The 22,810-nt window shown below is 68.6% G+C and carries 19 protein-coding genes; 11 read left to right on the plus strand and 8 right to left on the minus strand.

Annotated elements, in window-relative coordinates; all coding sequences use genetic code 11:
• Positions 1-15 precede the first annotated feature (15 nt).
• From ACIP5T_RS06360 to ACIP5T_RS06370, 3 genes are read left to right on the plus strand one after another with little or no spacing between them, the layout of a single operon-like run.
• A complete protein-coding gene (locus tag ACIP5T_RS06360; RefSeq protein ID WP_400861601.1) occupies positions 16-876 on the plus strand; it encodes a branched-chain amino acid ABC transporter permease in 861 nt (286 codons plus the stop codon).
• Entirely contained in the window at positions 863-2,635 is a 1,773-nt protein-coding gene (locus tag ACIP5T_RS06365) for an ATP-binding cassette domain-containing protein (RefSeq protein WP_400861603.1), read from the plus strand. Before ACIP5T_RS06360 ends, ACIP5T_RS06365 begins: the two co-directional genes overlap by 14 nt.
• Positions 2,632-3,324, plus strand: coding sequence for an ABC transporter ATP-binding protein (locus ACIP5T_RS06370; RefSeq protein WP_400861604.1), 693 nt, complete (start codon positions 2,632-2,634; stop codon positions 3,322-3,324). The genes ACIP5T_RS06365 and ACIP5T_RS06370 overlap by 4 nt, the downstream gene beginning before the upstream one ends.
• A gap of 7 nt (positions 3,325-3,331) precedes the next feature.
• Here the strand turns inward: ACIP5T_RS06370 and ACIP5T_RS06375 are convergent, their stop codons facing one another.
• The gene (locus ACIP5T_RS06375; protein WP_400861606.1) at positions 3,332-3,955 is read right to left on the minus strand and encodes a DUF402 domain-containing protein; all 624 of its coding nucleotides are present in this window, start codon (positions 3,953-3,955) and stop codon (positions 3,332-3,334) included.
• A 60-nt stretch (positions 3,956-4,015) separates the two neighbouring features.
• Between ACIP5T_RS06375 and ACIP5T_RS06380 the strand changes: the two genes are divergently transcribed.
• Positions 4,016-4,666, plus strand: coding sequence for an HAD-IA family hydrolase (locus ACIP5T_RS06380; RefSeq protein ID WP_400861608.1), 651 nt, complete (start codon positions 4,016-4,018; stop codon positions 4,664-4,666).
• 105 nt (positions 4,667-4,771) lie between these two features.
• On the opposite strand, the gene ACIP5T_RS06385 is transcribed toward ACIP5T_RS06380, so the two are convergent.
• The 3 genes from ACIP5T_RS06385 to ACIP5T_RS06395 all read right to left on the minus strand — a co-directional run bounded on the left by ACIP5T_RS06385 (position 4,772) and on the right by ACIP5T_RS06395 (position 8,351).
• Positions 4,772-6,391 (minus strand): DUF222 domain-containing protein, encoded by a 1,620-nt coding sequence (locus tag ACIP5T_RS06385; protein ID WP_400861609.1) that lies wholly within the window; start codon positions 6,389-6,391, stop codon positions 4,772-4,774.
• Between the two features lie 326 nt (positions 6,392-6,717).
• Complete coding sequence (locus ACIP5T_RS06390) at positions 6,718-7,533, minus strand: SDR family NAD(P)-dependent oxidoreductase (RefSeq protein ID WP_400861611.1); 816 nt, start codon at positions 7,531-7,533, stop codon at positions 6,718-6,720.
• A 71-nt stretch (positions 7,534-7,604) separates the two neighbouring features.
• The gene (locus ACIP5T_RS06395; RefSeq protein WP_400861613.1) at positions 7,605-8,351 is read right to left on the minus strand and encodes an SDR family NAD(P)-dependent oxidoreductase; all 747 of its coding nucleotides are present in this window, start codon (positions 8,349-8,351) and stop codon (positions 7,605-7,607) included.
• Between the two features lie 245 nt (positions 8,352-8,596).
• On the opposite strand from ACIP5T_RS06395, the gene ACIP5T_RS06400 reads away from it, so the two are divergent.
• Genes ACIP5T_RS06400 through ACIP5T_RS06410 form a run of 3 tightly spaced genes read left to right on the plus strand, consistent with a single transcriptional unit; the run spans position 8,597 to position 12,573 of the window.
• The gene (locus ACIP5T_RS06400; RefSeq protein ID WP_400861614.1) at positions 8,597-10,054 is read left to right on the plus strand and encodes an APC family permease; all 1,458 of its coding nucleotides are present in this window, start codon (positions 8,597-8,599) and stop codon (positions 10,052-10,054) included.
• A 34-nt stretch (positions 10,055-10,088) separates the two neighbouring features.
• The gene (locus ACIP5T_RS06405; RefSeq protein WP_400861615.1) at positions 10,089-10,928 is read left to right on the plus strand and encodes a molybdenum cofactor biosynthesis F family protein; all 840 of its coding nucleotides are present in this window, start codon (positions 10,089-10,091) and stop codon (positions 10,926-10,928) included.
• A gap of 1 nt (position 10,929) precedes the next feature.
• The gene (locus tag ACIP5T_RS06410) at positions 10,930-12,573 is read left to right on the plus strand and encodes an amidohydrolase (RefSeq protein ID WP_400861617.1); all 1,644 of its coding nucleotides are present in this window, start codon (positions 10,930-10,932) and stop codon (positions 12,571-12,573) included.
• Between the two features lie 218 nt (positions 12,574-12,791).
• On the opposite strand, the gene ACIP5T_RS06415 is transcribed toward ACIP5T_RS06410, so the two are convergent.
• The 3 genes from ACIP5T_RS06415 to ACIP5T_RS06425 all read right to left on the minus strand — a co-directional run bounded on the left by ACIP5T_RS06415 (position 12,792) and on the right by ACIP5T_RS06425 (position 16,268).
• Complete coding sequence (locus ACIP5T_RS06415) at positions 12,792-14,255, minus strand: GMC family oxidoreductase (protein WP_400861618.1); 1,464 nt, start codon at positions 14,253-14,255, stop codon at positions 12,792-12,794.
• A complete protein-coding gene (locus ACIP5T_RS06420) occupies positions 14,252-15,697 on the minus strand; it encodes an aldehyde dehydrogenase family protein (RefSeq protein WP_400861619.1) in 1,446 nt (481 codons plus the stop codon). The genes ACIP5T_RS06415 and ACIP5T_RS06420 overlap by 4 nt, the downstream gene beginning before the upstream one ends.
• A gap of 133 nt (positions 15,698-15,830) precedes the next feature.
• Positions 15,831-16,268, minus strand: coding sequence for an Lrp/AsnC family transcriptional regulator (locus ACIP5T_RS06425; protein WP_400861621.1), 438 nt, complete (start codon positions 16,266-16,268; stop codon positions 15,831-15,833).
• Between the two features lie 151 nt (positions 16,269-16,419).
• On the opposite strand from ACIP5T_RS06425, the gene pdhA reads away from it, so the two are divergent.
• From pdhA to ACIP5T_RS06445, 4 genes are all read left to right on the plus strand, one after another.
• Positions 16,420-17,520: a pyruvate dehydrogenase (acetyl-transferring) E1 component subunit alpha gene (gene pdhA, locus ACIP5T_RS06430; RefSeq protein WP_400861623.1), complete on the plus strand. Its 1,101-nt coding sequence runs from the start codon at positions 16,420-16,422 to the stop codon at positions 17,518-17,520.
• Positions 17,517-18,545: an alpha-ketoacid dehydrogenase subunit beta gene (locus ACIP5T_RS06435; RefSeq protein ID WP_400861625.1), complete on the plus strand. Its 1,029-nt coding sequence runs from the start codon at positions 17,517-17,519 to the stop codon at positions 18,543-18,545. Before pdhA ends, ACIP5T_RS06435 begins: the two co-directional genes overlap by 4 nt.
• Positions 18,542-19,900: a dihydrolipoamide acetyltransferase family protein gene (locus tag ACIP5T_RS06440; protein WP_400861627.1), complete on the plus strand. Its 1,359-nt coding sequence runs from the start codon at positions 18,542-18,544 to the stop codon at positions 19,898-19,900. The genes ACIP5T_RS06435 and ACIP5T_RS06440 overlap by 4 nt, the downstream gene beginning before the upstream one ends.
• A gap of 125 nt (positions 19,901-20,025) precedes the next feature.
• Positions 20,026-21,345 (plus strand): MFS transporter, encoded by a 1,320-nt coding sequence (locus ACIP5T_RS06445; protein ID WP_400861629.1) that lies wholly within the window; start codon positions 20,026-20,028, stop codon positions 21,343-21,345.
• A gap of 56 nt (positions 21,346-21,401) precedes the next feature.
• Here the strand turns inward: ACIP5T_RS06445 and ACIP5T_RS06450 are convergent, their stop codons facing one another.
• Positions 21,402-22,691: a hypothetical protein gene (locus ACIP5T_RS06450; protein WP_400861631.1), complete on the minus strand. Its 1,290-nt coding sequence runs from the start codon at positions 22,689-22,691 to the stop codon at positions 21,402-21,404.
• Positions 22,692-22,810 lie beyond the last annotated feature (119 nt).

The following is a 22,810-nucleotide window of genomic DNA, read 5'->3' on the forward strand; positions in this document are numbered from 1 at the left end:
CAGAAAGGACGCCTCATGCTGCAAGGCGCCATCGCCGGTCTCGCCGCCGGCGGTCTCTATGCGGTCCTCGGAGTGTGCCTGACCTTGATGTCCCGCCTCGTGCGGGTCGTCAACTTCGCGCAGGCTGCGACCGGGATGTTCGGTGCGTTCAGCGCCGTGTGGTTCGTCAGCGAACTGGGGATGCCGATCTGGCTCGGCTCCGTGCTCGGCGTGCTCGTCGGCGGGGTCCTCTCCGCCGCGATCGGATGGATCGCCGCGACCTGGCTCTCCGAAGCCTCCACCACCACCCGTTCGGCGATGACCGTCGGCCCCCTGCTTCTGCTGATCTCGATGTCGTTCATCCTGTTCGGCAACAAACCGCAGCCGTTCACGCCGATCATCGCCGGCCCCGCGTTCTCCTTCGGCGGGGTCGTGATCAGCCAGGTGACGATCGCCACCGTCGTCATGGCGATCGCGACGGCGGTGGTGGTACGGATCGTCCTGCGCCGCACGAGAGTAGGCACGCAGCTTCGCGCACTGTCGGAGCGGCCGACGACCGCCGAGCTCCTCGGCATCCGCTCGCGTCCGCTCTCGATCGCCGTCTGGTTCGTCACCGGCGTGATCAGTGCCATCGCGATCATGATCGTGGCGCCGTCGCAGTCGAACGACGCGACGAGCCTCGCGATGCTCATCGTCCCCGCCGCAGCCGCCGCGCTGCTCGGCGGCTTCCGCCGACTCGACCTCGCGGTCGTCGGCGGAGTCGTCCTCGGTGTGCTCGGCGGGCTCGTCGCGCAGATCGACGAGGTCGCGCTCGTGCGCAACTTCCTCCCGTTCCTGTTCATCGTCGTCCTGCTCCTGTGGACGCAGCGCAAGGAGGTGTGGGATGCCGCTCGCTGACCGTCCCTGGTTCCGTCTGTCCTGGCCTCTCGCCGTCGCCGCTGCCGCGGTCGGAGTGGGTGCCCTCCTGAGCGCGGCGCTTCCGGGCTATTTCGTGTTCCTCGCGATCAGCGCGGTCGTCGCGGCGATCGCGATTCTGGGCCTCGGCATCGTCACCGGGTCTGCCGGCATGATCGCACTGTGCCAGCTCACGTTCGCCGCGGTCGGCGCCTGGATCGTGTCGCTGCTGAACGTCATGCAGGCCCCGGGCGGCTTCGTCGTCTGGCTCGGGCTGGGCGGCATCGCCGCCGGTCTGGTCGGCATCCTCGTCGGGCTTCCGGCGCTGAGGCTTCGCGGCGTCAACCTCGCCGTCGTCACACTGGGCTTCGCGGCTGCCGCGGATGTGACCCTAGTGCAGATACAGTTCCCCGGGTCCGCCGACGGCACGGCTGTCGAACGCCCCTCGATGTTCTCCAACGACCGCGAGTTCTTCTTCCTCTCGGTCGTGGTGCTCGCCGTCTGCGCACTCGGCGTCTTCTTCCTGCAGCGCGGGCGGTGGGGCTCGAGCTGGAAGGCCGTCGCGTTCTCGGAACGCGGCACCGCCGCCGCCGGCCAGAGCGTGCAGAGCGCGAAGCTCACCGCTTTCGCCGTCTCGGCCGCCCTCGGAGGCATCGCCGGCGGGCTGCTCGCCGGCCAGGTGCAGCTTCCCTTCGCCTCGAGCTTCACACCGCTGCAGTCGCTCGCCCTCTACGTCCTCGCCGTCATGTCGGGAGCGCATCTGATCGATATGGCGATCCTCGGCGGCATCCTCTGGGTGCTGGTGCCGGAGCTGCTGAAGCGCTGGGGCGTGCCGCAGGACTGGGCCTTCGTGGTCTTCGGCGTGCTCGGTGTGCAGGCGCTCACCAGCGGAACAAACCTCGGGCAGGGCATCCGCAACCTGATCTGGAAGCGGACGGATCGCAAGACGGCGTCTGCGACGCTGACGGCGCTGCCTCCGGACGCCGACGCGGGTGACGCCGCCATCACGACCACGACCACCGCGACCGTCGACGAGCGCGCGCTGAACGGCGCGCCGGTGCTCACGGTCGAGGGACTCACGGTGCAGTTCGGGGCGCTGAAGGCCCTCGACGATGTGTCGTTCCAGGTGCCGGCAGCATCGATCATGGGGCTCATCGGCCCCAACGGAGCGGGCAAATCGACTTTCGTCGATGCGATCAGCGGCTTCCTGCCGAAGCACGGCGGTCGGGTGATGCTCGGTGATCGCGACCTCGCCGGTCTCTCGCCGACGCGTCGCGCGCGGCTCGGGCTGCGCAGGACCTTCCAGCAGGACAGGGTGCCACCGGCCCTCACGGTCGGCGCATATGTGAGGTTCGTCGCGCGGCGTCGACTCGCCGCATCCGATATCGACGAGGTCCTGGAGTTCTTCGGGTGCCCGCCGGCCGGTGCGCGTCTGTCGAGCGTGGATGTCGGCACCAGACGGCTGGTCGAGGTGGCCGCGAACGTGATCTCGCGTCCGCGGCTGCTGATCCTCGATGAACCGGCCGCCGGCCTGTCGCACGACGAGCACCTCGCTCTCGCCGCGCGCCTGCGTGAGCTGCCCGCGCGCTACGGAGTGGCGCTGATCATCATCGAGCATGACCTGGATCTGGTGCGTTCGGTGTGCCCGACGCTCACCGTGCTCGACTTCGGCCGGGTGCTGGCGAGCGGACCGCAGGCCGAGGTGCTCGCGAATCCGGATGTCGTGAAGGCGTACATGGGAGAGACGGAGCTGCTGAAGTGAGCGAACTCGTGCTGCAGGAGGTGACGGTCAGCCGCGGCGCCGGCCCGGTGATCTCGGATGTGTCACTGACGGTGCGAGGCGGCGAGGTGCTCGCCCTGGTCGGTCCGAACGGCGCAGGCAAGACTAGCCTGATCGAGTCGGTGTCAGGCGTGACTCCGCATTCCGCGGGGTCACTGACGCTCGACGGTGAGCCGATCGACAAGCTGTCCCGGGTGTCGAGGGCGCGCCGGGGCATCGTGCACATCGAGCAGGGGCGGGCCGTGTTCCCGTCGCTGACCGTGCGCGAGAACATCTCGCTCACGGCGCGGACGACTGCGGAACTGGATGCTGCGCTCGCGCAGTTCCCCGAGCTCGAGAAGCGCATCGACTCACCCACCGCTCTGCTTTCGGGCGGCGAGCAGCAGATGGTCGTGCTCGCCCGGGCGTTCGCGGCGAAGCCCCGAATCCTGTTGATCGACGAGATGTCGCTCGGGCTCGCACCGGTGGTCTTCATGCGTCTCATGCCGATCGTGAAGTCGATCGCGGATTCCGGCGTCGGAGTGCTGCTCGTGGAGCAGTTCACGCAGCTCGCCCTCGGGCTCGCCCGGGAGGCCGTGGTGGTCGCCGGCGGGCAGGTGTCTTTCCAGGGCACTTCGGAGGCGCTTCAGGAGGATCCGCAACTGCTGCACCGCGCGTATCTCGGCGGGTGATGGGGTCTCAGGCGTTCCAGTCCGAGGGCAGGGTCAGCGGTCGGTCGAATCCGTCGGGCGGGGTCCAGCCTCTCCAGTCGCCGATGCGAGTCAGCAGACCCTCGATGTCGCGCATGATGCCCTCGCCGACGACGCGAGCAGAAGCCAGATCGGCGGGCGGCAGCTGTCGTGCCTCGACGGCCGCCTGGGCCTCGTCCTCGTCTTTCCATGCGCCGGTGCGGTCGGGGGTGATGACGAGATCGAGGTGCTGGTCGACCGTGTCGAGGAATCTGCCGGTCTGGTGTCGTTCCCTCTCCAGGTTCACGTACCAGCCGGCGAACTGCTGGTGTTCGTCCCAGAAATGCAGAACTTGGAACGCCGCGTTCTTTGGCATCACTCTCAAGACCCCGGGTCCCTGCCAGACACGTGGCGCGGTACCGAGGCGCTGCCGGAATCGCGCTGCCAGTGGAATTTGACGGGGATCGCTGCCGTCGGCCAGCGCCCAGTACATGATGTCCGTGCCGTTCGGAAGCCACCCGACGGTGACGCTCGCGTCGTCCTGGACGACTCGCAACGGCAGCGCTGCCTGGAGTCGACCATCCGGGTAGCGATATCTCAGGAGCAGCTCATCGCCGTGTTGCGCGTAGGTCATGCGACCACCGTAACCACTCGTCCGTCTGAGTCCTCAGATGCTGCACAGTAGCCTGAGGGGATGACCGAGACCATCAGCGCCCGCGCCGTCCTGCTCGATATGGACGGCACTCTCGTCGACTCGACCGCCGTCGTGGAGCGCCTGTGGTTGGCGTGGGCCGAGCCCCACGGCATTGCTCCCGAAACCGTGTTGAGCGTCGTGCACGGTCGCCAGGGGCATCAGAGCATGGCGATCATGCTTCCCGAGCGGGATCACAAGATCAACATCCGCGAGAACGCCGTGATGCTGGCGAACGAGAGCGAGGACGTCGACGGCGTCGTCGCGATCGAGGGCGCAGATGCCCTGCTCGCCGCGCTGCTCCCCTACCCGCACGCGATCGTCACCTCGGCTGATCTCACGCTGATGAATGCGCGCATGGGACAGGCCGGGCTCACGGTGCCCTCACTGACCGTGACCGCAGAGAACGTGTCGGCGTCGAAGCCGGATCCCGAAGGCTTCCTTCTGGGAGCGAAGCTGCTCGGTGTCGACCCGGCCGACTGCGTCGTGTTCGAGGACTCCGGCGCCGGCATCCAGGCTGCTCACGCTGCGGGGATGCGGGTGATCGGGGTGGGCTCGCACGCGACGTCGCACGAGCCGACCTTCCACGTCGACGACCTCACCCAGGTCGCCGTGGTGCCGACCGTCGGCGGATTCGAGCTCACGATTCGCTGATTCGCTGATCGGTGACGCGGTGGTCGGTGACGCGGTGACCGGTGACGCGGTGACCGTCGCACCGGTGATGCGGTGACGGCGTCGCGTCGATGACGCTCACCCACGTCATCCGGTCCGGGCGAGCCGCGCGGGGCGTTTCAGTCCGGCCGCGCTGAGCCTCGGTATGCGCCATCGCTGTTCGGCATCCCACCATCTCGGTCCTCGCACCCGCGGGACGCCGTCGTCCATCCGGATCTCCCACCCCGAGGTTCCGAGGGATCTGTGGTGCCACCAGCACAACGGCACACCGTTATCCGTATGAGTCGGACCACCCCTGGCATGTTCGGTGACGTGGTGGATCTCGCACCATGATGCCGGAACATGGCACCCGGGGATGAGGCACTCTTTGTCGCGGGCGATGATCGCCCGGCGTTGGTGCACAGTGAAGACCCGGTCGGTGGTCGCGATCCCGATGATCCTGCCCTCATCGAACAACACCCTTTGGATGGTCCCGGCGCAGGCGACCTGGGCCGCCACGGAGACGGGGACGTGGGCACCGGATCCGGGGATCGTTGCCCACCCGCCATCACGGTGGGCGCCGCTCGTCCCGGTCGCAGCGTTCCGGAAGGTCACACCGGCCCCGTGAGAAGCGTGGGCGGCGAGGTGCTTCGCGTCGACGTTGACGACCAGGACCGGTGCGGAACCACCGAGAGTGGGCATGCCCTCGTGCCGGGCAGCGATGGCGAAGACCATCGCGAGGGCGTCGTGGCGCTTCTGCGACGCAGTGCGGTCATCGAGCACGCACCGCGGGTCGGAGTTGAACGGGTCGGCATCGTCCGCGGCAGCATCGGCCTCCGCGGCAGCGTCGGCCTCCGCGGCAGCATCGGCCTCCGCGGCAGCATCGGCCTCCGCGGCAGCGTCCGCATCCGCATCCGCATCCGCATCGGCGCCCTCGCTCGGGGCGAAGTGCACTCCGGGCATGGGCGGGCCGTCGCCCTTGGGGTTGAGGATCGCGTCCAGGATGAGCTGCAACTGGGCAGCAGCATCCGGTGTCAGATACCCACGGATCGCATGCACGCCGTCCGTGAGACGACCGATCGTGATGCCCCGGCGACGACGGGAGTCCTCATCCTTCGGTTCCTCCCCATCGGGGTCGAACATCGACGCGAGGTCCTCCGCGAGCGCTTTCAAGTCCTGCGCAGTCGGCGCCGAACCCGACTCATCAGCCTCGATGCCGTCATCGTCAGCGTCGACCACGAGGCCGTGCCCGCGCGCACACCCCGCCAACGCGACATCCGCCGCCAACCGCTGATCGACCGTGAGCCGATCCCACACCTTCTCGATCGGTCCCGTCGCTGCCAGAAACCCGGCGACCCCGACCACCCCGTCGAGCAGCGCCAGCCGCATCTCAGACCACCGGGCCGGCATCCTCTCCCCCGCCAGACTCACCGGCCGCCGCACCAGATCGACGACCTTGTCGACCCTGGCCGCTCCCCGCACATCCACCGACACCGTTCGCTGCAGCAGCTCGTTCAGACCACGGCAGCCCGCCGAGTGCGGAAAGTCGGCCGCGTCGCCCGTCGCGATGGTCTCCACGATCACGGCCTCCACGCGGCGGAACGTCGCCCCCGCGCCTTGCAGCACCGCGATCCGATCCGCATCCGACAACCCGGCGAGCGCGTCGTCGGACAGCACCGCGTCAAGGTCGGCGATGACCCGATCCAGGAGCTCCGCAGTGCTGTTCATACCCCCGAGTCAACCCGGGACCACCGACATTCGAGTCCCGAAACCACGCTGAATTAGCCCAGATCAGATGCGTATTCCGATCTCCCGGAATGACACAGCGGGTGCGACCCAGATCGCACCCCGAGATGCGGTGGGACACCACACGAAGCGCGACCGACAAGGGAGAGACGAGAGACGAGAGACGAGAGACGAGTTACGAGAAACGAGAAACGAGAAACGAGAAACGTGAGACGAGATACGCGAGAAGGGGAACGCAGAGACATCAGAGCGGAAACGACCGGACCGGGAACGAGAGCGCAGATGCCGGGACCGAGCACACGCGCCCCCTACATCCCCGCATGATCGAACGCGATCGTCGGCACATCCACGACGTGCGATCCGCCGTCCGCCACGATCACAGCGCCGGTGACATACGACGACTCCCCCGAGCCGAGGAACCGCACGACCGACGCGATCTCCGCCGGCCGAGCCGGGCGCCGCAGGGGCACATCCGCAGTGACGGTCGCATACGCCTCTTCCCGAGAGCCCAGCCCGGCCTGTGTGGCGAACTCGTCCATCTCGTCGTCCGCCATCGGTGTCTGCACCCACCCTGGGCACACGGCGTTGACCCGCACACCCTGTCGCCCGTAGTCGCGGGCCAGAGTCCGCGTCAGGCCGATGAGCGCGTGCTTTCCGACCGTGTATCCGGCCACCGACGGCCCCGCGAAGAGACCGGCGAGCGACGACACGATCACGATCTGTCCCTTCGCCTCGATCAGCGACGGCAGCGCCTCTCGCGCCATGACGAACGCCGTGGTGAGGTTGGCGCGGATCGCCGCATCCCAGCTGTCGTCGTCGGTGTCGGCGACGGGCGAGAAGCCGTGCCCACCGGCGTTCGCGACCAGCACGTCGAGCCGACCGAACGTCGCGAGCACTTCGGCCACCGCGGCCTGGGCGGATGCCGTGTCGGCGGCATCCGCGATGATCGGGTGAGCGCCCACCGCATCCGCCACGACGCGCAACGGCTCCGGTCGCCGCCCGACCACCACCACGTGCGCTCCCTCTGCGGCATACCGCTCGGCGATCGCCGCTCCGATGCCGGTTCCGCCGCCGGTGATGACGACGATGCGACCAGAGACCGTAGATCCCACTGTGATTCCCATGTCTGCTCCTGTTCTCCCAGCGCTCGCGCGCTGTCCGTGCGCTCGCGCGCTGTGTGGCACCCCCGAGGCCATCAGGCGGGGAATCCTGAACGGGCCGAATACCCGAAGTCGCTGACGATCGTCGTGCCGTTGATCGCTCGGCTGCGTGGCGAGACGAGATACAGCACGTGAGAGGCGACGTCCGCCGGCGACTGCACCGCGAACGACGGATCGACGAAGGCCTCGGCACCGAGGTCGCCGCGACTCATCGGAGTGTCGACGATCGATGGCGCCACCGTGTTCACTCGGATGCCGTCGAGGGCAAGGTCGACCGACAGCGCGCGACCGAACTGCACGAGCGCGGCTTTCGACGCGCAATACGGCACCATGCCGGCGGAGGCGACGAGAGCCGAGTCACTCGCGAGCAGCACGACGGATGCCGCAGCCGATGCACGCAGCGCGGGAAGCGCCTGCGCGAGCACGAGGAACGGGCCCGTGACGTTGACGGCGAACACCGTGTTCCACTCCAGCAGCGTGATCTCGTCGATGGCTGACCCGACCGGGCCCGAGACTCCGGCACAACAGACGACCGCATCCAGCCGGCCGAGCTCCGCGACGGAGGTCGAGACCGCATCCGCCACCTGCACTTCATCGGTGACATCCGCCACACGCACCACGGCGTCACGGCATCCGCGTGCAGTCTCAGCGAGCGCGTCACCATCGCGATCGAGCAGCGCCACGCGCACCCCTTCCGCGGCGAGCGCGAGCGCCGTCGCCCGCCCGATGCCGCTCGCCGCTCCGGTGATCAGCGCGGTCGTGCCGCTCAGCTGCAGGTCCATGATCTCCCCGAGACTCCGCGGCGGCGCCGGGCGGCGCTCTTCGAGGACGGCGGTGTCATCACGGTCATCCTGCTCTGCCGATCGCAGCCCTGGAACTCGGCCACGGCGGCTGTGCGCGCTGGCACCATCGTCCTTCGCTCAGGGTCAACCGCCGGGCCCACGGCGCGAGCAGACTCGCTCTATCGACGATCCCCCTCATCCTCGATGCCGTTTCGACACGGCCGTCACCCAGCAAAGGAGCCGACGTGGCAGACCCGATATCTGCGTCCACGACGCAGCAGGACCACACCTCTCTTCGACCCGGCGCGCTGGGCGTCGCCGGGATCGTCTTCCTCGTGCTCGCCGCCGTCGCACCGCTGACCGGCATCGTGGTCGTCGCCTCCCTGGCGATCGCGCTCGGAAACGGCGGCGGCACGCCGATGGCGTTCTTCCTGGTCGCCGCGATCCTGCTGCTGTTCGCCGTGGGGTATGCGCAGATGTCGAAGCAGCTCGTGAATGCGGGCGGCTTCTATGCCTTCGTCGTGAAGGGCCTTGGTCGCACGGGCGGTCTCGTTGCGGGCCTCATCGCCACGCTCGGCTACAACTTCTTCGTGGTCGGGACGATCGGCACCAGCGGCTTCTTCATGCAGAACATCATCCGCGACCTCACGGGCCTCGACGTGCACTGGCTGATCTGGGGTCTGCTGTCGATCGTCGTCTGCTTCGTGCTGGCGAGGGTCGGCGTCGACTTCAGCTCCAAGATCCTCGGCGTCTGCCTCGTGCTCGAGGTGCTGATGCTCGTGGTCTTCGACGTCTCGGTGCTCGTGCAGACCGGATACGACGTGGCCGCGTTCAGCCCCGAAGCCGTGTTCTCGGGGTCCCTGCCGATCGGCCTGCTCCTGGCGGCTACGGGGTTCCTCGGTTTCGAGGCGACCGCCCTGTTCAGCGAAGAGGCGAAGCAACCGCTGCGCACCATCCCGCGGGCGACCTACACCTCGATCATCGCGATCGGCGTGATCCTCGGCGTCACCACCTGGGCCGTGGTGAGCGCGACCGGCGTCGCGCAGGCACAGGCCACGGCTCTCGAGCACCTGCCGACGGGCGACCTGATCTTCATGCTGTCGCAGCAGTACCTCGGCGGTCCGCTGACCACGGTGATGATGATCCTGCTGCTGGTCAGCCTGTTCGCGGCGATGCTCGCGTTCCACAACTCGGCGACGCGCTACCTCTACTCCCTCGGGCGCTCGCGCATCCTGCCGCATGCTCTGGCCCGCACCCGTCGCAACGGCGCCCCGCAGCTCGCCGGGATCGTGCAGGCCTCGTTCGCGGCGATCGTGGCGATCATCTTCGCGATCGCCGGCGCCGACCCCATCCTCACCCTGGTGCCGGCCATGCTCGGCTTCGGCACCCTGAGCGTGCTGATCCTGCAGGGACTCGCTGCGATCTCGATCGTCGTGTACTTCCGACGTGCCGGCGACCCGCGGTGGTGGAGCACGTTCATCGCTCCGGGGATCGGATTCCTCGGCATCGCCGCGATCTCGGTGCTCGCGATCGTGAACTTCAACATCGTCGCCGGATCCGAAGAGCTCGCCATCCGCCTCATGCCGCTGCTGCTCGTGGTGGCCCTCATCGGCGGCATCGTCTACGGCGCCTATCTCAAGCGCTCCAGACCTGCCGTCTACGAGGGCCTCGCCTCCGATCTCGAGCGCTTCAGCGATCGCTGACCCCCTGACCCCACCCCCCGTTTCAAGGAGAGACATGACGACTCTGAACCCCGCCGACACATCCACGTGGCTTCCGCTCGAGGGCCTTGCCCCCGGATTCGATGCGAACAAGGCCCCGCACTCGACAGCGCTGAGCGGCCACGAGATCACGGTCGTGAACGCGCGCGGAACCCGCATCTCGCACCGCTTCGCCGACACCACGGTCACGTGGGACTACCGCCCGGGCTCCGAGGACTCCACGGCGCCGGCATCCGACACCGACGACTACGAGGCCTTCGAGGTCGACGACGACCTGTACTTCGTGCAGTTCCATCACAACTACCTGCCGAACGAGGCGGTGTCGCTGGTCGTCGATCTGCGCCACGGGCGCGCCCTCGCCGTCATCTCGGTGATCCTGCCTGCGCCGGAGCAAGGACGCACCCGCGTGCAGCACGTGTTCGCGCCGAGCATCATCGAGGGCGCAACCGTGACAGGGGCGGAGCCTGCCCCGACGACGACGCTGATCGGCCGCCGCGTCGAATGGGTGTACAGCGAGGAGCATGCATACGAGCACGTCTACCTCTCGGAGCGCTGGTACTCGTGGCAGTGCCTCGCCGGTCCCGAACGGGGCCTCGCCGACACCGACGAGAACAGCGTGTGGGAGGTGCGTCCCGGCATCTACGTCTTCGCGTGGCGAGAGAAGGTGATCCCCTGCGCATCGGTCACGATCGCCGACCACCGCGATGTCAACGCGATCCGCTCGCACGGCGTGCTGTTCGGACTCGACGAGTCGGGTGAGGTGCCGACCCACTTCACGTTCGGCGCGCATGGCCGGCTGCTCTCGACGACGCATCACGCCGACGGGCTCGAGCCCGCCCTGTTCGGGGCCGTCTGAGATGGCGGCCGCCGAGCTGATCGTCACAGGCTCGATGATCCGCACGGCGGATCGCCGGAGCCCCGTCGTCGAGGCGTTCGCCGTGCGAGACGGGCGGATCCTCGATGTCGGAACCAGGACCGAGATGCAGGCGCACCGCGGGCCGGACACGCGGATGCTGGACGTCGGGGACGCCGCGGTGTACCCGGGTTTCGTCGACGTGCACAATCACCACGCGATGGCCGGTCGCACCGAGCTGTTCGAGCTCTCGCTGCCGCCGTCGCTCGCTCTCGACGACGTCCTCGACCTCGTGCGGGACAAGGCGCAGACGCTGCCGCCGGACGCGTGGATCGTGGGCGGCCCGGTGTCGACCACGCTGCTGCCGACCCTCGCGAACACCGCGACCAGGCGACGTCTCGACGAGGCGGCCGGCGGCCGACCGGTCGTGCTCGTCGAGGACTCGAGGCACAACCGGTGGGCCAGCACGCGGGCGCTCCAGCTCGCAGGGATCACCGCCGACGACATCCCCTCCGGCGGTGTCACGCTGCTCGATCCCGACGACGGGACGCCCACCGGGGTGCTGTTCGAGGCGGCGGGCATCCCGGTGCAGGAGGCCTACGACCGCAGCGGCGGACTGACCGAGGAGCAGCACATCGCCGCATCGCGCCGCGGCGTCGAGATCCTGAACTCCTTCGGCATCACGACGTTCCAGGATGCGGGGGTGTCGACCGACATCCTCGCCGCCCTCGCGTCACTCGACCGCTCGGAGGAGCTCAACGCCTGGGTCGTCTCGTCGTTGCTGATCAACGATGAGATCTTCGGATTCGATCCGATCGGCGCCGCGCTCATCGATCTCGGCGAGCAGTTCCGAACCCCGCACCATCGACCGGACTTCGTCAAGATCTTCCTCGACGGGGTGCCCCCAGCCCGGACAGCGTCGTTCCTCGAGCCCTACGTGGCGGATGCCGTGCACGGCGCCCACTTCCACGGCGAGACGACCATGGACTTCGACGAGCTGCACACGTGGCTGCGGTCGGTCGCCGAGCGCGGTCTCGGTGCCAAGGTGCACTGCACGGGCGACGGGTCGGCGCGTCTGGTGCTCGACGTCGCCGAGCACATCCGCGCCGAGGGCTTCACCACGCCGATCCAGATCGCGCACGGTCAGTTCCTCGCTGATGACGACATCCCCCGGTTGCGAGCCCTCGACGTGTCAGCCGACATCTCGCCGTTCATCTGGTTCCCCGGCGTGATCCCGCAGGCCTTGGCCGAGGTGCTCGGCGACCGGGCCGAGCACTCTCAGCCCAACCGCTCGCTGCTCGATGCCGGTGCGCTCGTCGCCGGCGGCTCGGACTGGCCGGTGAGCGAGTCGCCGAACACCCTCGAGGGACTGCAGGGGCTCGTGACGCGCGCTGACCCGCTCGGACGCGCACCCGGCGTCCTCTGGCCAGAGCAGGCGATCACCGCCGAGGAGGCGCTGGAGGTCTTCACGATCAATGCCGCGACTGCGATGGGTCTCGGCTCGGAGACCGGATCTCTGACGCCCGGCAAGTCCGCGGACTTCGTCGTGCTCGAGCGGGATGCGATCGCCGGCCCTGCCGACGAGATCGTGCACACCCCCGTGCGCTCGACGTGGTTCGCGGGCCGCGAGGTCTACACCGCGGGCTGAGCTCGATCGCGGCAGCTCCCGCGCGCGCATTTTCCGTGCGGGGTCAAATTCGCATCGCTCAGGAGCGATTCGGATGCGTTATTGACCCCGCACGCGGCACGAGATGCGTTATTGACCCCGCATGCGGGACGAGGTGCGGGTTCGAGCTCGCACGCCGGATGAGACGCCGAAGCCCCCTCCCGCACTTCGCAGGAGGGGGCTTCGAACGTGCACAGGCGTCAGCTCCCCAGCAGGAACCTCGCGCCCAGTTCGCCGATCATCGCGGCGGGCGCATTGGTGTTGCCCGTCGGAACGGTGGGGATCACCGATGCGTCGATCACGCTCAGCCCCTCGAGGCCGCGCACCCGCAGGAGCGGGTCGACGACCGCCTCGGCATCCGACCCCATCCGGCACGTGCCGACCTGGTGGTGATACGTGATGGCGGTGCGGCGCACCCAGTCCTCGACCCCCGCATCGAGCACGTCGGGTCCCGGATACACCTCGGTCGCGCCCCATTCGTCGGCGAGCGCCGGCTGCGCGCCGATCCGGCGGCACTGACGGACGGATGCTGCGAGCGAGGCGACATCCCTCTCGTCTTCGAGTGCGGCGAGGTCGATCAGTGGCGGGTCGTCGAGGTCCGGACCAGACAGGGTGAGCGCTCCGCGACTGTGCGGCGTCACCAGGCCGGCCATGAGTGTGAATCCGTCGTCACCGCGCGGTTCGAGGTCGCCCCACATCGGCACGGAGAAGTGGATCGGCTGCGTGTCGGGCTCGGCGAGGTCGCCACGGCTGCGCCAGAACAGATGCGACTGTGTGACGGAGACACCGGGCTGCGGCGGCCCCACCGGTCGCTCCGTCGTGAAGATGACCGGGGAGAGCAGGTGGTCGTGCAGGTTCTTGCCGACACCCGGCGCATCGAGCACGACCGGGATGCCGAGGGCGGTGAGCTCGTCGGCGGGGCCGATGCCGGAGCGCAGGAGGATCACGGGCGATCCGATCGCACCGGCCGAGAGAACGATCTCGTCGGCGAAGATGTCTTCGGCGTCGGTGCCGGCGCCGAGCCGGACTCCGACGGCACGGCCCTCCTCGACGATCACCGAATGCACCTCGCGATCGGTGAGGATCGTGAGCCTGTCGGCGATCGGCTGCGCGTAGGCCATCCAGGTGTTCACCCGTCGCCCGTCACGGATCGTCACCTGCTGCAGCGAGACTCCGTCGAGGGTGCCGCCGTTGTAGTCCGGATTGCGGGGCAGGCCCTCTTCGACCGCCGCGTCGATGATCGAGGCCTGGATCGGCGAGAGCTCGTAGTCGTCGGTGACGGGCAGCACATCGTGCTCGAGCGCGTCGAAGACGGGTTCCACCGTGCTCCACCCCCACCCGATCGCCCCGGCGCGCTCCCACCCGTCATAGTCGGAGGCCGCGCCGCGCACCCAGATCATCGCGTTGAGCGCGTGAGATCCTCCGGTGACCTTTCCACGCGGAAGATGCAGTCGACGACCGCCGGCGTGCTCCTGCGGGACGGTGAAGAAATCCCAGTCGTCGGCGGAATGCCAGAGCTCCCCCGCCCTCGACGGATCGTGGATCGCCGGGTTCGAGTCGTACCCTCCTGCCTCGATCAGCGTGACCTCGACACCCGCATCCACCAGCCGTCGAGCGACGATCGCGCCCGAGGTTCCTGCCCCGACGACGATCGCGGATCTCATGCCTGCGCCTTGCGCCCGGGGCCAGACACGACCTGCGTCACGGCGACGGACTTGAGGCCCTCGACACCGAACTCCAGGCCGTAACCCGAGCTCTTCACTCCGCCGAACGGCACCATCGGGTGCAGCCCGCCGTGCGAGTTGATCCACACCGTGCCCGACTCCATGCGCGTCGCGGCCTCGCGGGCGGCCTCGGGGTCGCTCGACCACACCGACGCACCGAGACCGACGTCGACCGAGTTGGCGAACGCGAATGCCTCGTCGACATCGCTGTACCTGATCACCGGAAGCGCGGGTCCGAACTGCTCCTCCTGCACGAGGGCGGCGTCGTTGTCGATGTCGGCGACGATCGTGGGCCGGTAGAACAGCTCGCCGAGCTCGGGGGCCGCCTCGCCACCCGTGACGACGCGGGCACCGCGTCCCTTCGCTTCCTCGACCAGCCGCGAGACGATGTCGAACTGGGCGCGATTCTGCAGCGGACCCAGCACGTTGCCCTCATCGAGCCCGTTGCCCATCGGCACGGATGCCGCGATCGCGGCGAGCGCGTCGACGACCTCGTCGTAGACGGAGTCGTGCACGTAGAGGCGCTTCATCGCCGCGCACGTCTGGCCGGTGTTGATGAACGCGCCCCAGAAGAGATCCTCGGCGATCGCCGACACCTCGGTGCCCGGCAGCACGATGCCTGCATCGTTGCCTCCGAGCTCGAGGGTGAGGCGGGCGAGGTTGCCGGCCGAGCTCTCGATGATGCGTCGCCCGGTGGCGGTCGACCCGGTGAACATGATCTTGTCGATGTCGGGGTGCGAGGCGAGGCGGGCGCCCACCTCCCGGTCGCCCGAGACGCCGATGAGCACGTCGGCCGGCAGCACGTCGTTCATCACCGCCAGCATCGCCAGCACGCTCAGGGGCGTGTATTCGCTGGGCTTGGCGACGACGGTGTTGCCCATGCGCAGCGACGGACCGATCTGCCAGATCGTGATCATCAGCGGCCAGTTCCACGGACCGATCGCCCCGACCACTCCGGCGGCCTTGTACACCAGCTCGGCATGCAGGGTCTCGTCGTCGACGAGCACCTGCGACTCGAGCGGGATCGACGCGTTGGTGCGGAGCCAGGCCGAACACGCACCCAGTTCGAAGCGCGCGTTGGGACCGTTCAGCGGCTTGCCCTGCTCGCGTGAGAGCAGATGCGCGAGGGGTTCGGCGTTCGCATCGATCGCATCCGCCGCGGCGATCAGCAGCTCGCTGCGCTTCGCGTGCCCGAGGGCCTCCCAGCCCGGTTGGGCTGCGCGCGCCCGCGCGATCGCGTCGTCGAGGTCGGCGACCGAATGCTCAGGCGCGCGCCCGATCACGTCGCGTGTGGCGGCATCCGGGATGTCTCGTCCGACGCCCTCCGGCGCCTGGATGCGGTCGAGCAGCGCGGCGGCTGCGGATGCGGCGGATTCGGACATCGGGACTCTCCTTCGAGCGGGACGCGTGCCAAGGACCTGGCGGTCGTCTCATTGTCGAACGCCGCGGGGACGCTCACTTGTCGAGGAGCGCGCCGCAGATGTCCGAGTGCGAAGGGATGTCCTCCGTACGTGCTCAGATCAGGGTGAAGTCCTCGAAGATGAGGGTCGTGCGCGTGGAGCGGATCGAGGGGATCGCCTGGATGTCCTCCAGCACGATCCGGCGGAGGTCGCGCGCATCGCTCGCGCGCACCAGCAGGATGACGTCGAAGTCACCGCCGACGAGCGCCATGTGCTCGATCTCGGGGATGGCGCGCAGCCGAGCGCTGACGTCCTGCCAGGTCGCCTGCTCGATCGCGAGGGTGACGTAGGCACTCGCATGGTGGCCGAGCAGCACGGGGTCGGTGCGCACCGAGTATCCGGTGATGATCCCCGCCTCGGTGAGGCGCTTGATGCGCGCATGCGCTCCCGCCCTCGAGATGTGCACCGCCTCGGCGATGGCCGTCATCGACGCACGTGCGTCGAGCCGCAACTGTTCGAGGATGGCGTGGTCGGTGTCGTCCAGCGTGGTCATGGCACCCCTTCGTCCTATGCCCGAATTCTGACACTCCGTCGCACGAAGGGGCAACTGGATCGCATTCATCCACGATGTGGCGATTGTTGTTGGACGTTTGTCGGCAGAGGCGCAAGCTGTCCTCATCAGGTTCGGCAAGGAGGGCGAACGGATGGAACACACAGATCTGCTGCCGCGCGACACCGCGGTCCAGCTCATCGACGCAGACGGACGGGTCATCGAGGACGAGCGCTATGCGCTGCCGGACGCCGACGCCCTGCTCGCCGCCTATCGGGGCCTCGTCGAGGGCCGACGCATCAACGACCAGGCCAGCGCTCTCGTTCGACAGGGCCGCCTGGCCGTCTACCCGTCGTCGCACGGTCAGGAGGCCTGCCAGATCGGCGTCGCTCTCGCTCTCGCGGATGACGACTGGCTCTTCCCCACGTACCGCGACTCGGTGGCGGTCATCGCGCGCGGCGTCGCTCCTGCCGAGGCGATGGTGCTGCTCAAGGGCGACTGGCATTCGGGCTACGACGTGCGAGAGCACCACGTCGCTCCGCAGGCGACCCCCCTCGCCACGCAGCTCCTGCACGCGGTCGGCTTCGCGTATGCCGCGAAGCGGCGCGGAGAGCGCACGGTGGTCGTGGCCCTGTGCGGAGACGGTGCGACCAGCGAGGGCGACTTCCACGAGGCCATGAACTTCGCGGCCGTCTTCCGAGTGCCCGTCGTCTTCTTCGTGCAGAACAACGAGTTCGCGATCTCGGTGCCGCTCAGCCGTCAGACCGCGGCTCCCTCCCTCGCGCACAAGGCGATCGGATACGGGATGCCGGGGCAGCGCGTCGACGGCAACGACGTCGCCGCGGTGCTGTCGGTGCTCGGCGAAGCGGTCGATCGGGCGCGCGCGGGCGAGGGACCGACGCTCGTCGAGGCGCATACCTATCGGATGCAGGCGCACACGAACGCCGACGACGACACCCGCTACCGCGAGCGCGCCGAGGTGCAGGCGTGGGTCGCTCGGGATCCACTGGCGCGCCTGCGCGCCCTTCTCACGAGCACGGGCGCCCTCACGGAAGAGCTCGAGGCCGAGTTCACCGACGGGGCTGAGCAGACGGCCGCGGCGATGCGCGAGGCCCTCAACACGGATGCCGATATCGACCCCGAGGACCTCTTCCGCTTCGTGACCGAGTCCCGATCGCCGCAGCGCGAGGAGCAGTGGCACATGCTGCGGGGCGAGATCGAACGCACGCACGCGACCGCAGGAGGTGCACGATGACCATCGCCCACGACGACGTCCGCGTCGACACGCGCTCAGCGGCCGTATCGACCATGAGCATGGCCGCCGCCCTCAACCTCGCTCTCGGGGATGCGATCGAGAGCGACCCGGAGGTCGTGGTGTTCGGCGAAGACGTCGGCGCACTCGGGGGCGTCTTCCGGATCACCGACGGACTCACCGCACGGTTCGGCGAGGACCGGTGCTTCGACACCCCGCTCGCCGAATCCGGCATCGTCGGCACCGCCGTCGGCATGGCGATGAACGGCATGCGTCCCGTCGTCGAGCTGCAGTTCGACGCCTTCGCCCTTCCGGCGTTCGAGCAGATAGTCAGTCACGTCGCGAAGCTCGGCAACCGCACCCGCGGCGCTGTGCGGATGCCTCTCGTGATCCGCATCCCGTTCGGCGGCGGCATCGGCGGAGTCGAGCACCACTGCGACTCGTCGGAGGCGTATTACGCTCACACTCCCGGACTCACGGTCGTGAGTCCGTCGACCCCGCAGGACGCGTATTCGATGCTCCGTGCAGCGATCGCATCGCCTGACCCGGTGATCTTCCTCGAACCGAAGAAGCTGTACTGGACGAAGGGCGAGGTCGACACTGCGGTCGTCGCCGAGATCGGCACCGCCAGGGTCGCGCGCGAGGGCACCGACGTCACCCTGATCGCCTACGGCGCCTCGGTGCCGCTCGCTCTCGAGGCGGCAGACGTCGCGGCATCCGAGGGGCGGAGTGTGCAGGTCGTCGACGTCCGTTCACTGTCGCCGTTCGATGACGAGACGGTCACGGCCGCGGTGCGTTCGACCGGACGAGCCGTGGTGATCGCCGAAGCCCCGGGCTTCGCCAGCGTCGCCTCCGAGATCCAGGCGCGGGTGTTCGAGCGATGCTTCGAATATCTGGAGGCACCGGTCCGACGCGTCACCGGCTTCGACACCCCGTACGCGCCGCCGAAGCTCGAGCACTGGTATCTGCCCGATGTAGACCGCGTCCTCGACGCGATCGATGCGCTGCACTGGGAGGACGCATCATGACCGCGCTCACGAGCCGCGTGTTCCGCCTGCCCGATCTCGGCGAAGGCCTGACCGAGGCGGGTCTCGTGCAATGGCTGGTCGCGGTCGGCGACACCATCGTCACCGACCAGGCGATCGCCGAGGTCGAGACGGCCAAGAGCGTCGTCGAGCTGCCCTCGCCCTTCGCGGGAGTCGTGACCGCTCTGCACGGAGAGCCTGGCGAGACGATCGATGTCGGCGCGGCGGTGCTCGAGGTCGCCGACGTGGCGCGACCCGCGCTTCCGACCGAGTCTGACGCGGCGAAGGGGTCGGATGCCGTCGAGCACGACGCCTACCGAGAGGAGGAGCGAGCGGGGTCGGGCAACGTCCTGATCGGCTACGGAACCTCCGAGCGGGTGACGACCGGTCGTCGTCGTCCGCGCGCGACACCGTCAGAGCCGACGTCGGAGGAGGCCGGTGATCCCACCCCGGCGGAGCATGCCGCACGGCGTCCGGTGGCGGTGCGCTCACCGCTCGTCCGACGTCTGGCGCGGGATCTGGGGCTCGACGTGCACGACATCACCCCGACCGGACACGACGGCTCGATCACCCGCGCCGATGTCCTGGCTGCGGCGGTGGACGATGCGGTCGACGGCGCCGCGGCACAGCACCTCACCACGAGCGCGAAGAACCTCGACGGACTCACCGTGGTCTCTCGCGAGCGTCTGTCGGCCCTGCGCAGAGCCGTGAGCGCGAAGCTCAGCCGCAGTCGCTCCGAGATCCCGGAGGCGACCGTGTGGGTCGACGTCGACGCCACCGAGCTGTGGGCGCTGCGCGCGGGCATGGCGCCGGAGGGCGGCAGGGCCCCCTCGCTCACGGCGATCATCGCGCGCTTCGTGCTGCTCGCGCTGGAGGATCACCCTGTGCTGGCCTCTCGGCTGAGCGACGATGCGACCGAGCTCATCTCGTTCGAGGGGGTCAATCTCGGCGTCGCCGCCGACACCGCACGCGGGCTCGTCGTTCCGGTCATCCCCCGCGCCCACGACCTCACCGTCGCACAGCTCGACGCGGCGCTGCGCGAGCTGACGACCGCCGCCCGTGCCGGGACCATGCCGCCGGAGCGCCTGCGCGGATCGACATTCACGCTGAACAACTACGGCGGGCTCGGGGTCGACGGCTCAGCCGCCATCATCAACCACCCCGACGTCGCGATCCTCGGAATCGGTCGCATCATCGAGCGCCCGTGGGTGGTCGACGGCCAGATCGTCCCCCGCCGCATCGTGCAGATCTCGCTGGTGTTCGACCATCGGGTGTGCGACGGCGGGTACGCCGCGAGCTTCCTCCGACGAGTCACGGAGCTCATCGAGCATCCGCTCCGTGCGTTCGGGAGAGTGTGAGGGACTCGCGCTTGGGCCGAGGGTCGGCGTACGCTACTCTCGTCAATTACTGACCGATCATTCGGTAAGTAGCTCGGGGCGACGCAGCGTCGCTCTTCCCCCACCCGCAGAACAATGGAGTTCTCATGACGTCAGCAGTCTCCGCCCGCAACTCGACGGCGCGAATGCCCGCCGAGGAACGGCGAGTCCTCGCCAGTACGCTGGTCGGCACCTCGATCGAGTGGTACGACTTCTTCATCTACGCACAAGCCGCCGGCCTCGTGCTCGCCCCGCTCTTCCTCGCCCCGATCGCCGAGGAGAACAAGGGGTTCGCGCAGATACTCTCCTTCGCCACCATCGGCATCTCCTTCCTCTTCCGCCCCCTCGGAGCCATCGTCGCCGGGCACCTCGGCGACAGACTGGGCCGCAAGAAGATGCTCGTCTTCACGCTCGTGATGATGGGACTCTCCACCTCCCTGATCGGACTGCTGCCGACCTACGCGGCGATCGGTGTCGCCGCACCCATCCTGCTCATCGTGCTCCGCATCCTGCAGGGGTTCTCGGCCGGCGGCGAGTGGGGCGGTGCGGCGCTGATGGCCGTCGAGCACGCACCGAACACCCGCCGGGGGCTCTTCGGCGCGTTCCCGCAGATCGGTGTCCCGATCGGCATGATCCTCGCCACAGCCACACTCTGGGTGCTGACGAGCTCGATGTCGCCCGAGGCGTTCCTCGAGTGGGGCTGGAGGATTCCGTTCCTGCTGTCGATCGTGCTCATCGCCGTCGGCTACGTGATCAGGCGCGCAGTCGACGAGAGCCCGGTGTTCGAGGATCTCCGCCGTCGCCGCCAGGAGGCCTCCGCGCCGCTGGGCCGCCTGTTCCGCAAGAACACCAAGCAGGTCGTGCTCACCGCGCTCATCTTCATCGGCAACAACGCCGCCGGCTACCTGCTCATCGCGTTCTTCGCCACGTACGCGGTCACCGCCCTCGGCATGGAACGTCCTCCCGTGCTGCTGGCCACGACCCTCGCCTCGTTCGGATGGCTCATCTTCACGCTGTGGGGCGGTCATCTGTCGGACCGCCTCGGGCGGGTCCGCACCTTCCAGATCGGCTACATCGCGCTCGCGGTCTGGGCCGTGCCGATGTGGTTCCTGATCGACACCGCGAACATCCTCTGGTACTTCGTCGCGTTGTTCGTGATGACGTTCGCCCTCGGGCTCTCGTACGGCCCGCAGGCGGCCCTCTATGCCGAGATGTTCCCGGCCAACGTCCGCTACTCGGGCGTCTCGATCGGATATGCGCTGGGGGCGATCCTCGGCGGGGCGTTCGCACCGATGATCGCGGAGGCTCTGATGAACCGGTTCCAGGCAGCCTGGACCATCGGCGTCTACATCGCCATCACAGCGGTGATCTCCCTCATCGCCGTATCGATGGTGAAGGAGACCAAGGGCGTCGACCTGCACGCCTGACGGAGTCCTGACATCTGCCGGACGGCGGGCCGGTCGGTCACACGACCGACTCGCCGTCAGCCGAAGACGAGCGGCGTGCGTGCCGTGGCGTCCTCGACCGTGATGCCGACGATCGTCGATCCCTCCTCCAGAGCCCCGCGATCGGCCTGGAATCGGAAGACCTGCCCGTCGCGCGTCGTGACGGCATAGTAGTGATCGCTCGACGACACGACATCGACCACGGTGCCCCCGGGGTAGGCGGACATCGCGTCGGCTGCGGGAGCACCGACCTGGATCTCGCCCCGAGCCGGCAGCGCAGTTCCCTCGACGACGCTCTCGCCGAGGCTGCGATCGTTCCCGACGGTGATCGACCAGACCGCGTCGCCGGCCTCGGCGGGATGCACCAGGATCGTCCCGGCCCCCTCGGGGGCGACGAGCGTCCACGGCCCGCCATCGTACTCGGGCTCGACGACCTGTGCATCGGGTCCTGCTGCGGCGATCGCGGAATCGACCGAGTCGCCCAAGCGGAGCGGACCGACCCCGCCGACACCGATCTGCCAGTCGCTCCACACGGCGCCGGGGTCGCCGGACGGGTCGGTCTCCGCGATGGGCGGGTTCTCGGTGAGCTCCTCGATCAGTCCCGACCTGGCCTCCGCAGCGCGGCTCTGCAGCAGCAGGGCGGCGGCCTCGGCGTCGAAGGTGCGCTCGCCGGTGAAAGGCTGCCACAGCTGGACGATCACGTTCCCGGTCGACGCGAACGTGCTGAACGATCGCCAGTCGAGACCCGCGTCGATCAGTGAGCCCGCGAACGCCCGGACATCCTCCGACGGCTCGGGAATCACGGCATCGAACGTGATGGCTCCCTCTTTGGCGAACTCGGCGCACTGCTCGGCCGCCTGGAGCAACTGATCCATGCGCCCCTCGGCCTGCGCCTCATCGGCGAACTGCATGATCGTCATCCGGCCGAACCCATTGGCGGGATCCGTCGGCACCTGCCACTCGATCGTTCTCGCCCCGACGCTGCCGAGTGACTGCTCGGCATAGAGGGCATCGCAGATCGGCGGATCCGCAGGGAGAGCCCCGCCATCCGACACCTGTTCGAGCACCGGCGAGGGCTCGCCGACGTCGGTGGCCTCGGGCAGGATCCCGACGATCTCCTCTGGGGTGAGCGCGAACGCGTCGAGTTCATCTCCGACGAACACGATCGGTCCGGCGTAAGGCTCTGGTGACGCGGTCGTCTGCGACGGCGAAGGCGACGGAGGTGATGACGTCTGAGGACTCGGGGCGCAGGCGCTCACGGCGACCAAGGTGCCGATCCCGATCGAGGCGAGCATCACTCGCGCGCGACCCGTGGTGAAGACAGCCATTGAATCCTCCGACCTCGTCATTCGCCGATGCAGACGTCCCCTCCTCGGAGCCTAGGGGCGCCGAGGCGACCTCGGCCAGGAGCCTGCGCATGTCGAGATCAGAATGAGAGGAAGACATG

Source organism: Microbacterium sp. NPDC088619, from assembly GCF_044752825.1.
Lineage (GTDB): Bacteria > Actinomycetota > Actinomycetes > Actinomycetales > Microbacteriaceae > Microbacterium.

Bases quoted from the DNA above. Each gene is read 5' to 3' on its own strand.
- ACIP5T_RS06440 (WP_400861627.1), top strand. From the start codon at position 18,542: ATGACCGCGCTCACGAGCCGCGTGTTCCGCCTGCCCGATCTCGGCGAA.
- ACIP5T_RS06445 (WP_400861629.1), top strand. From the start codon at position 20,026: ATGACGTCAGCAGTCTCCGCCCGCAACTCGACGGCGCGAATGCCCGCC.
- pdhA (WP_400861623.1), top strand. From the start codon at position 16,420: ATGGAACACACAGATCTGCTGCCGCGCGACACCGCGGTCCAGCTCATC.
- ACIP5T_RS06360 (WP_400861601.1), top strand. From the start codon at position 16: ATGCTGCAAGGCGCCATCGCCGGTCTCGCCGCCGGCGGTCTCTATGCG.
- ACIP5T_RS06435 (WP_400861625.1), top strand. From the start codon at position 17,517: ATGACCATCGCCCACGACGACGTCCGCGTCGACACGCGCTCAGCGGCC.
- ACIP5T_RS06365 (WP_400861603.1), top strand. From the start codon at position 863: ATGCCGCTCGCTGACCGTCCCTGGTTCCGTCTGTCCTGGCCTCTCGCC.
- ACIP5T_RS06385 (WP_400861609.1), bottom strand. From the start codon at position 6,391: ATGAACAGCACTGCGGAGCTCCTGGATCGGGTCATCGCCGACCTTGAC.
- ACIP5T_RS06420 (WP_400861619.1), bottom strand. From the start codon at position 15,697: ATGTCCGAATCCGCCGCATCCGCAGCCGCCGCGCTGCTCGACCGCATC.
- ACIP5T_RS06450 (WP_400861631.1), bottom strand. From the start codon at position 22,691: ATGGCTGTCTTCACCACGGGTCGCGCGCGAGTGATGCTCGCCTCGATC.
- ACIP5T_RS06425 (WP_400861621.1), bottom strand. From the start codon at position 16,268: ATGACCACGCTGGACGACACCGACCACGCCATCCTCGAACAGTTGCGG.
- ACIP5T_RS06410 (WP_400861617.1), top strand. From the start codon at position 10,930: ATGGCGGCCGCCGAGCTGATCGTCACAGGCTCGATGATCCGCACGGCG.
- ACIP5T_RS06375 (WP_400861606.1), bottom strand. From the start codon at position 3,955: ATGACCTACGCGCAACACGGCGATGAGCTGCTCCTGAGATATCGCTAC.
- ACIP5T_RS06405 (WP_400861615.1), top strand. From the start codon at position 10,089: ATGACGACTCTGAACCCCGCCGACACATCCACGTGGCTTCCGCTCGAG.
- ACIP5T_RS06380 (WP_400861608.1), top strand. From the start codon at position 4,016: ATGACCGAGACCATCAGCGCCCGCGCCGTCCTGCTCGATATGGACGGC.
- ACIP5T_RS06415 (WP_400861618.1), bottom strand. From the start codon at position 14,255: ATGAGATCCGCGATCGTCGTCGGGGCAGGAACCTCGGGCGCGATCGTC.
- ACIP5T_RS06395 (WP_400861613.1), bottom strand. From the start codon at position 8,351: ATGGACCTGCAGCTGAGCGGCACGACCGCGCTGATCACCGGAGCGGCG.
- ACIP5T_RS06390 (WP_400861611.1), bottom strand. From the start codon at position 7,533: ATGGGAATCACAGTGGGATCTACGGTCTCTGGTCGCATCGTCGTCATC.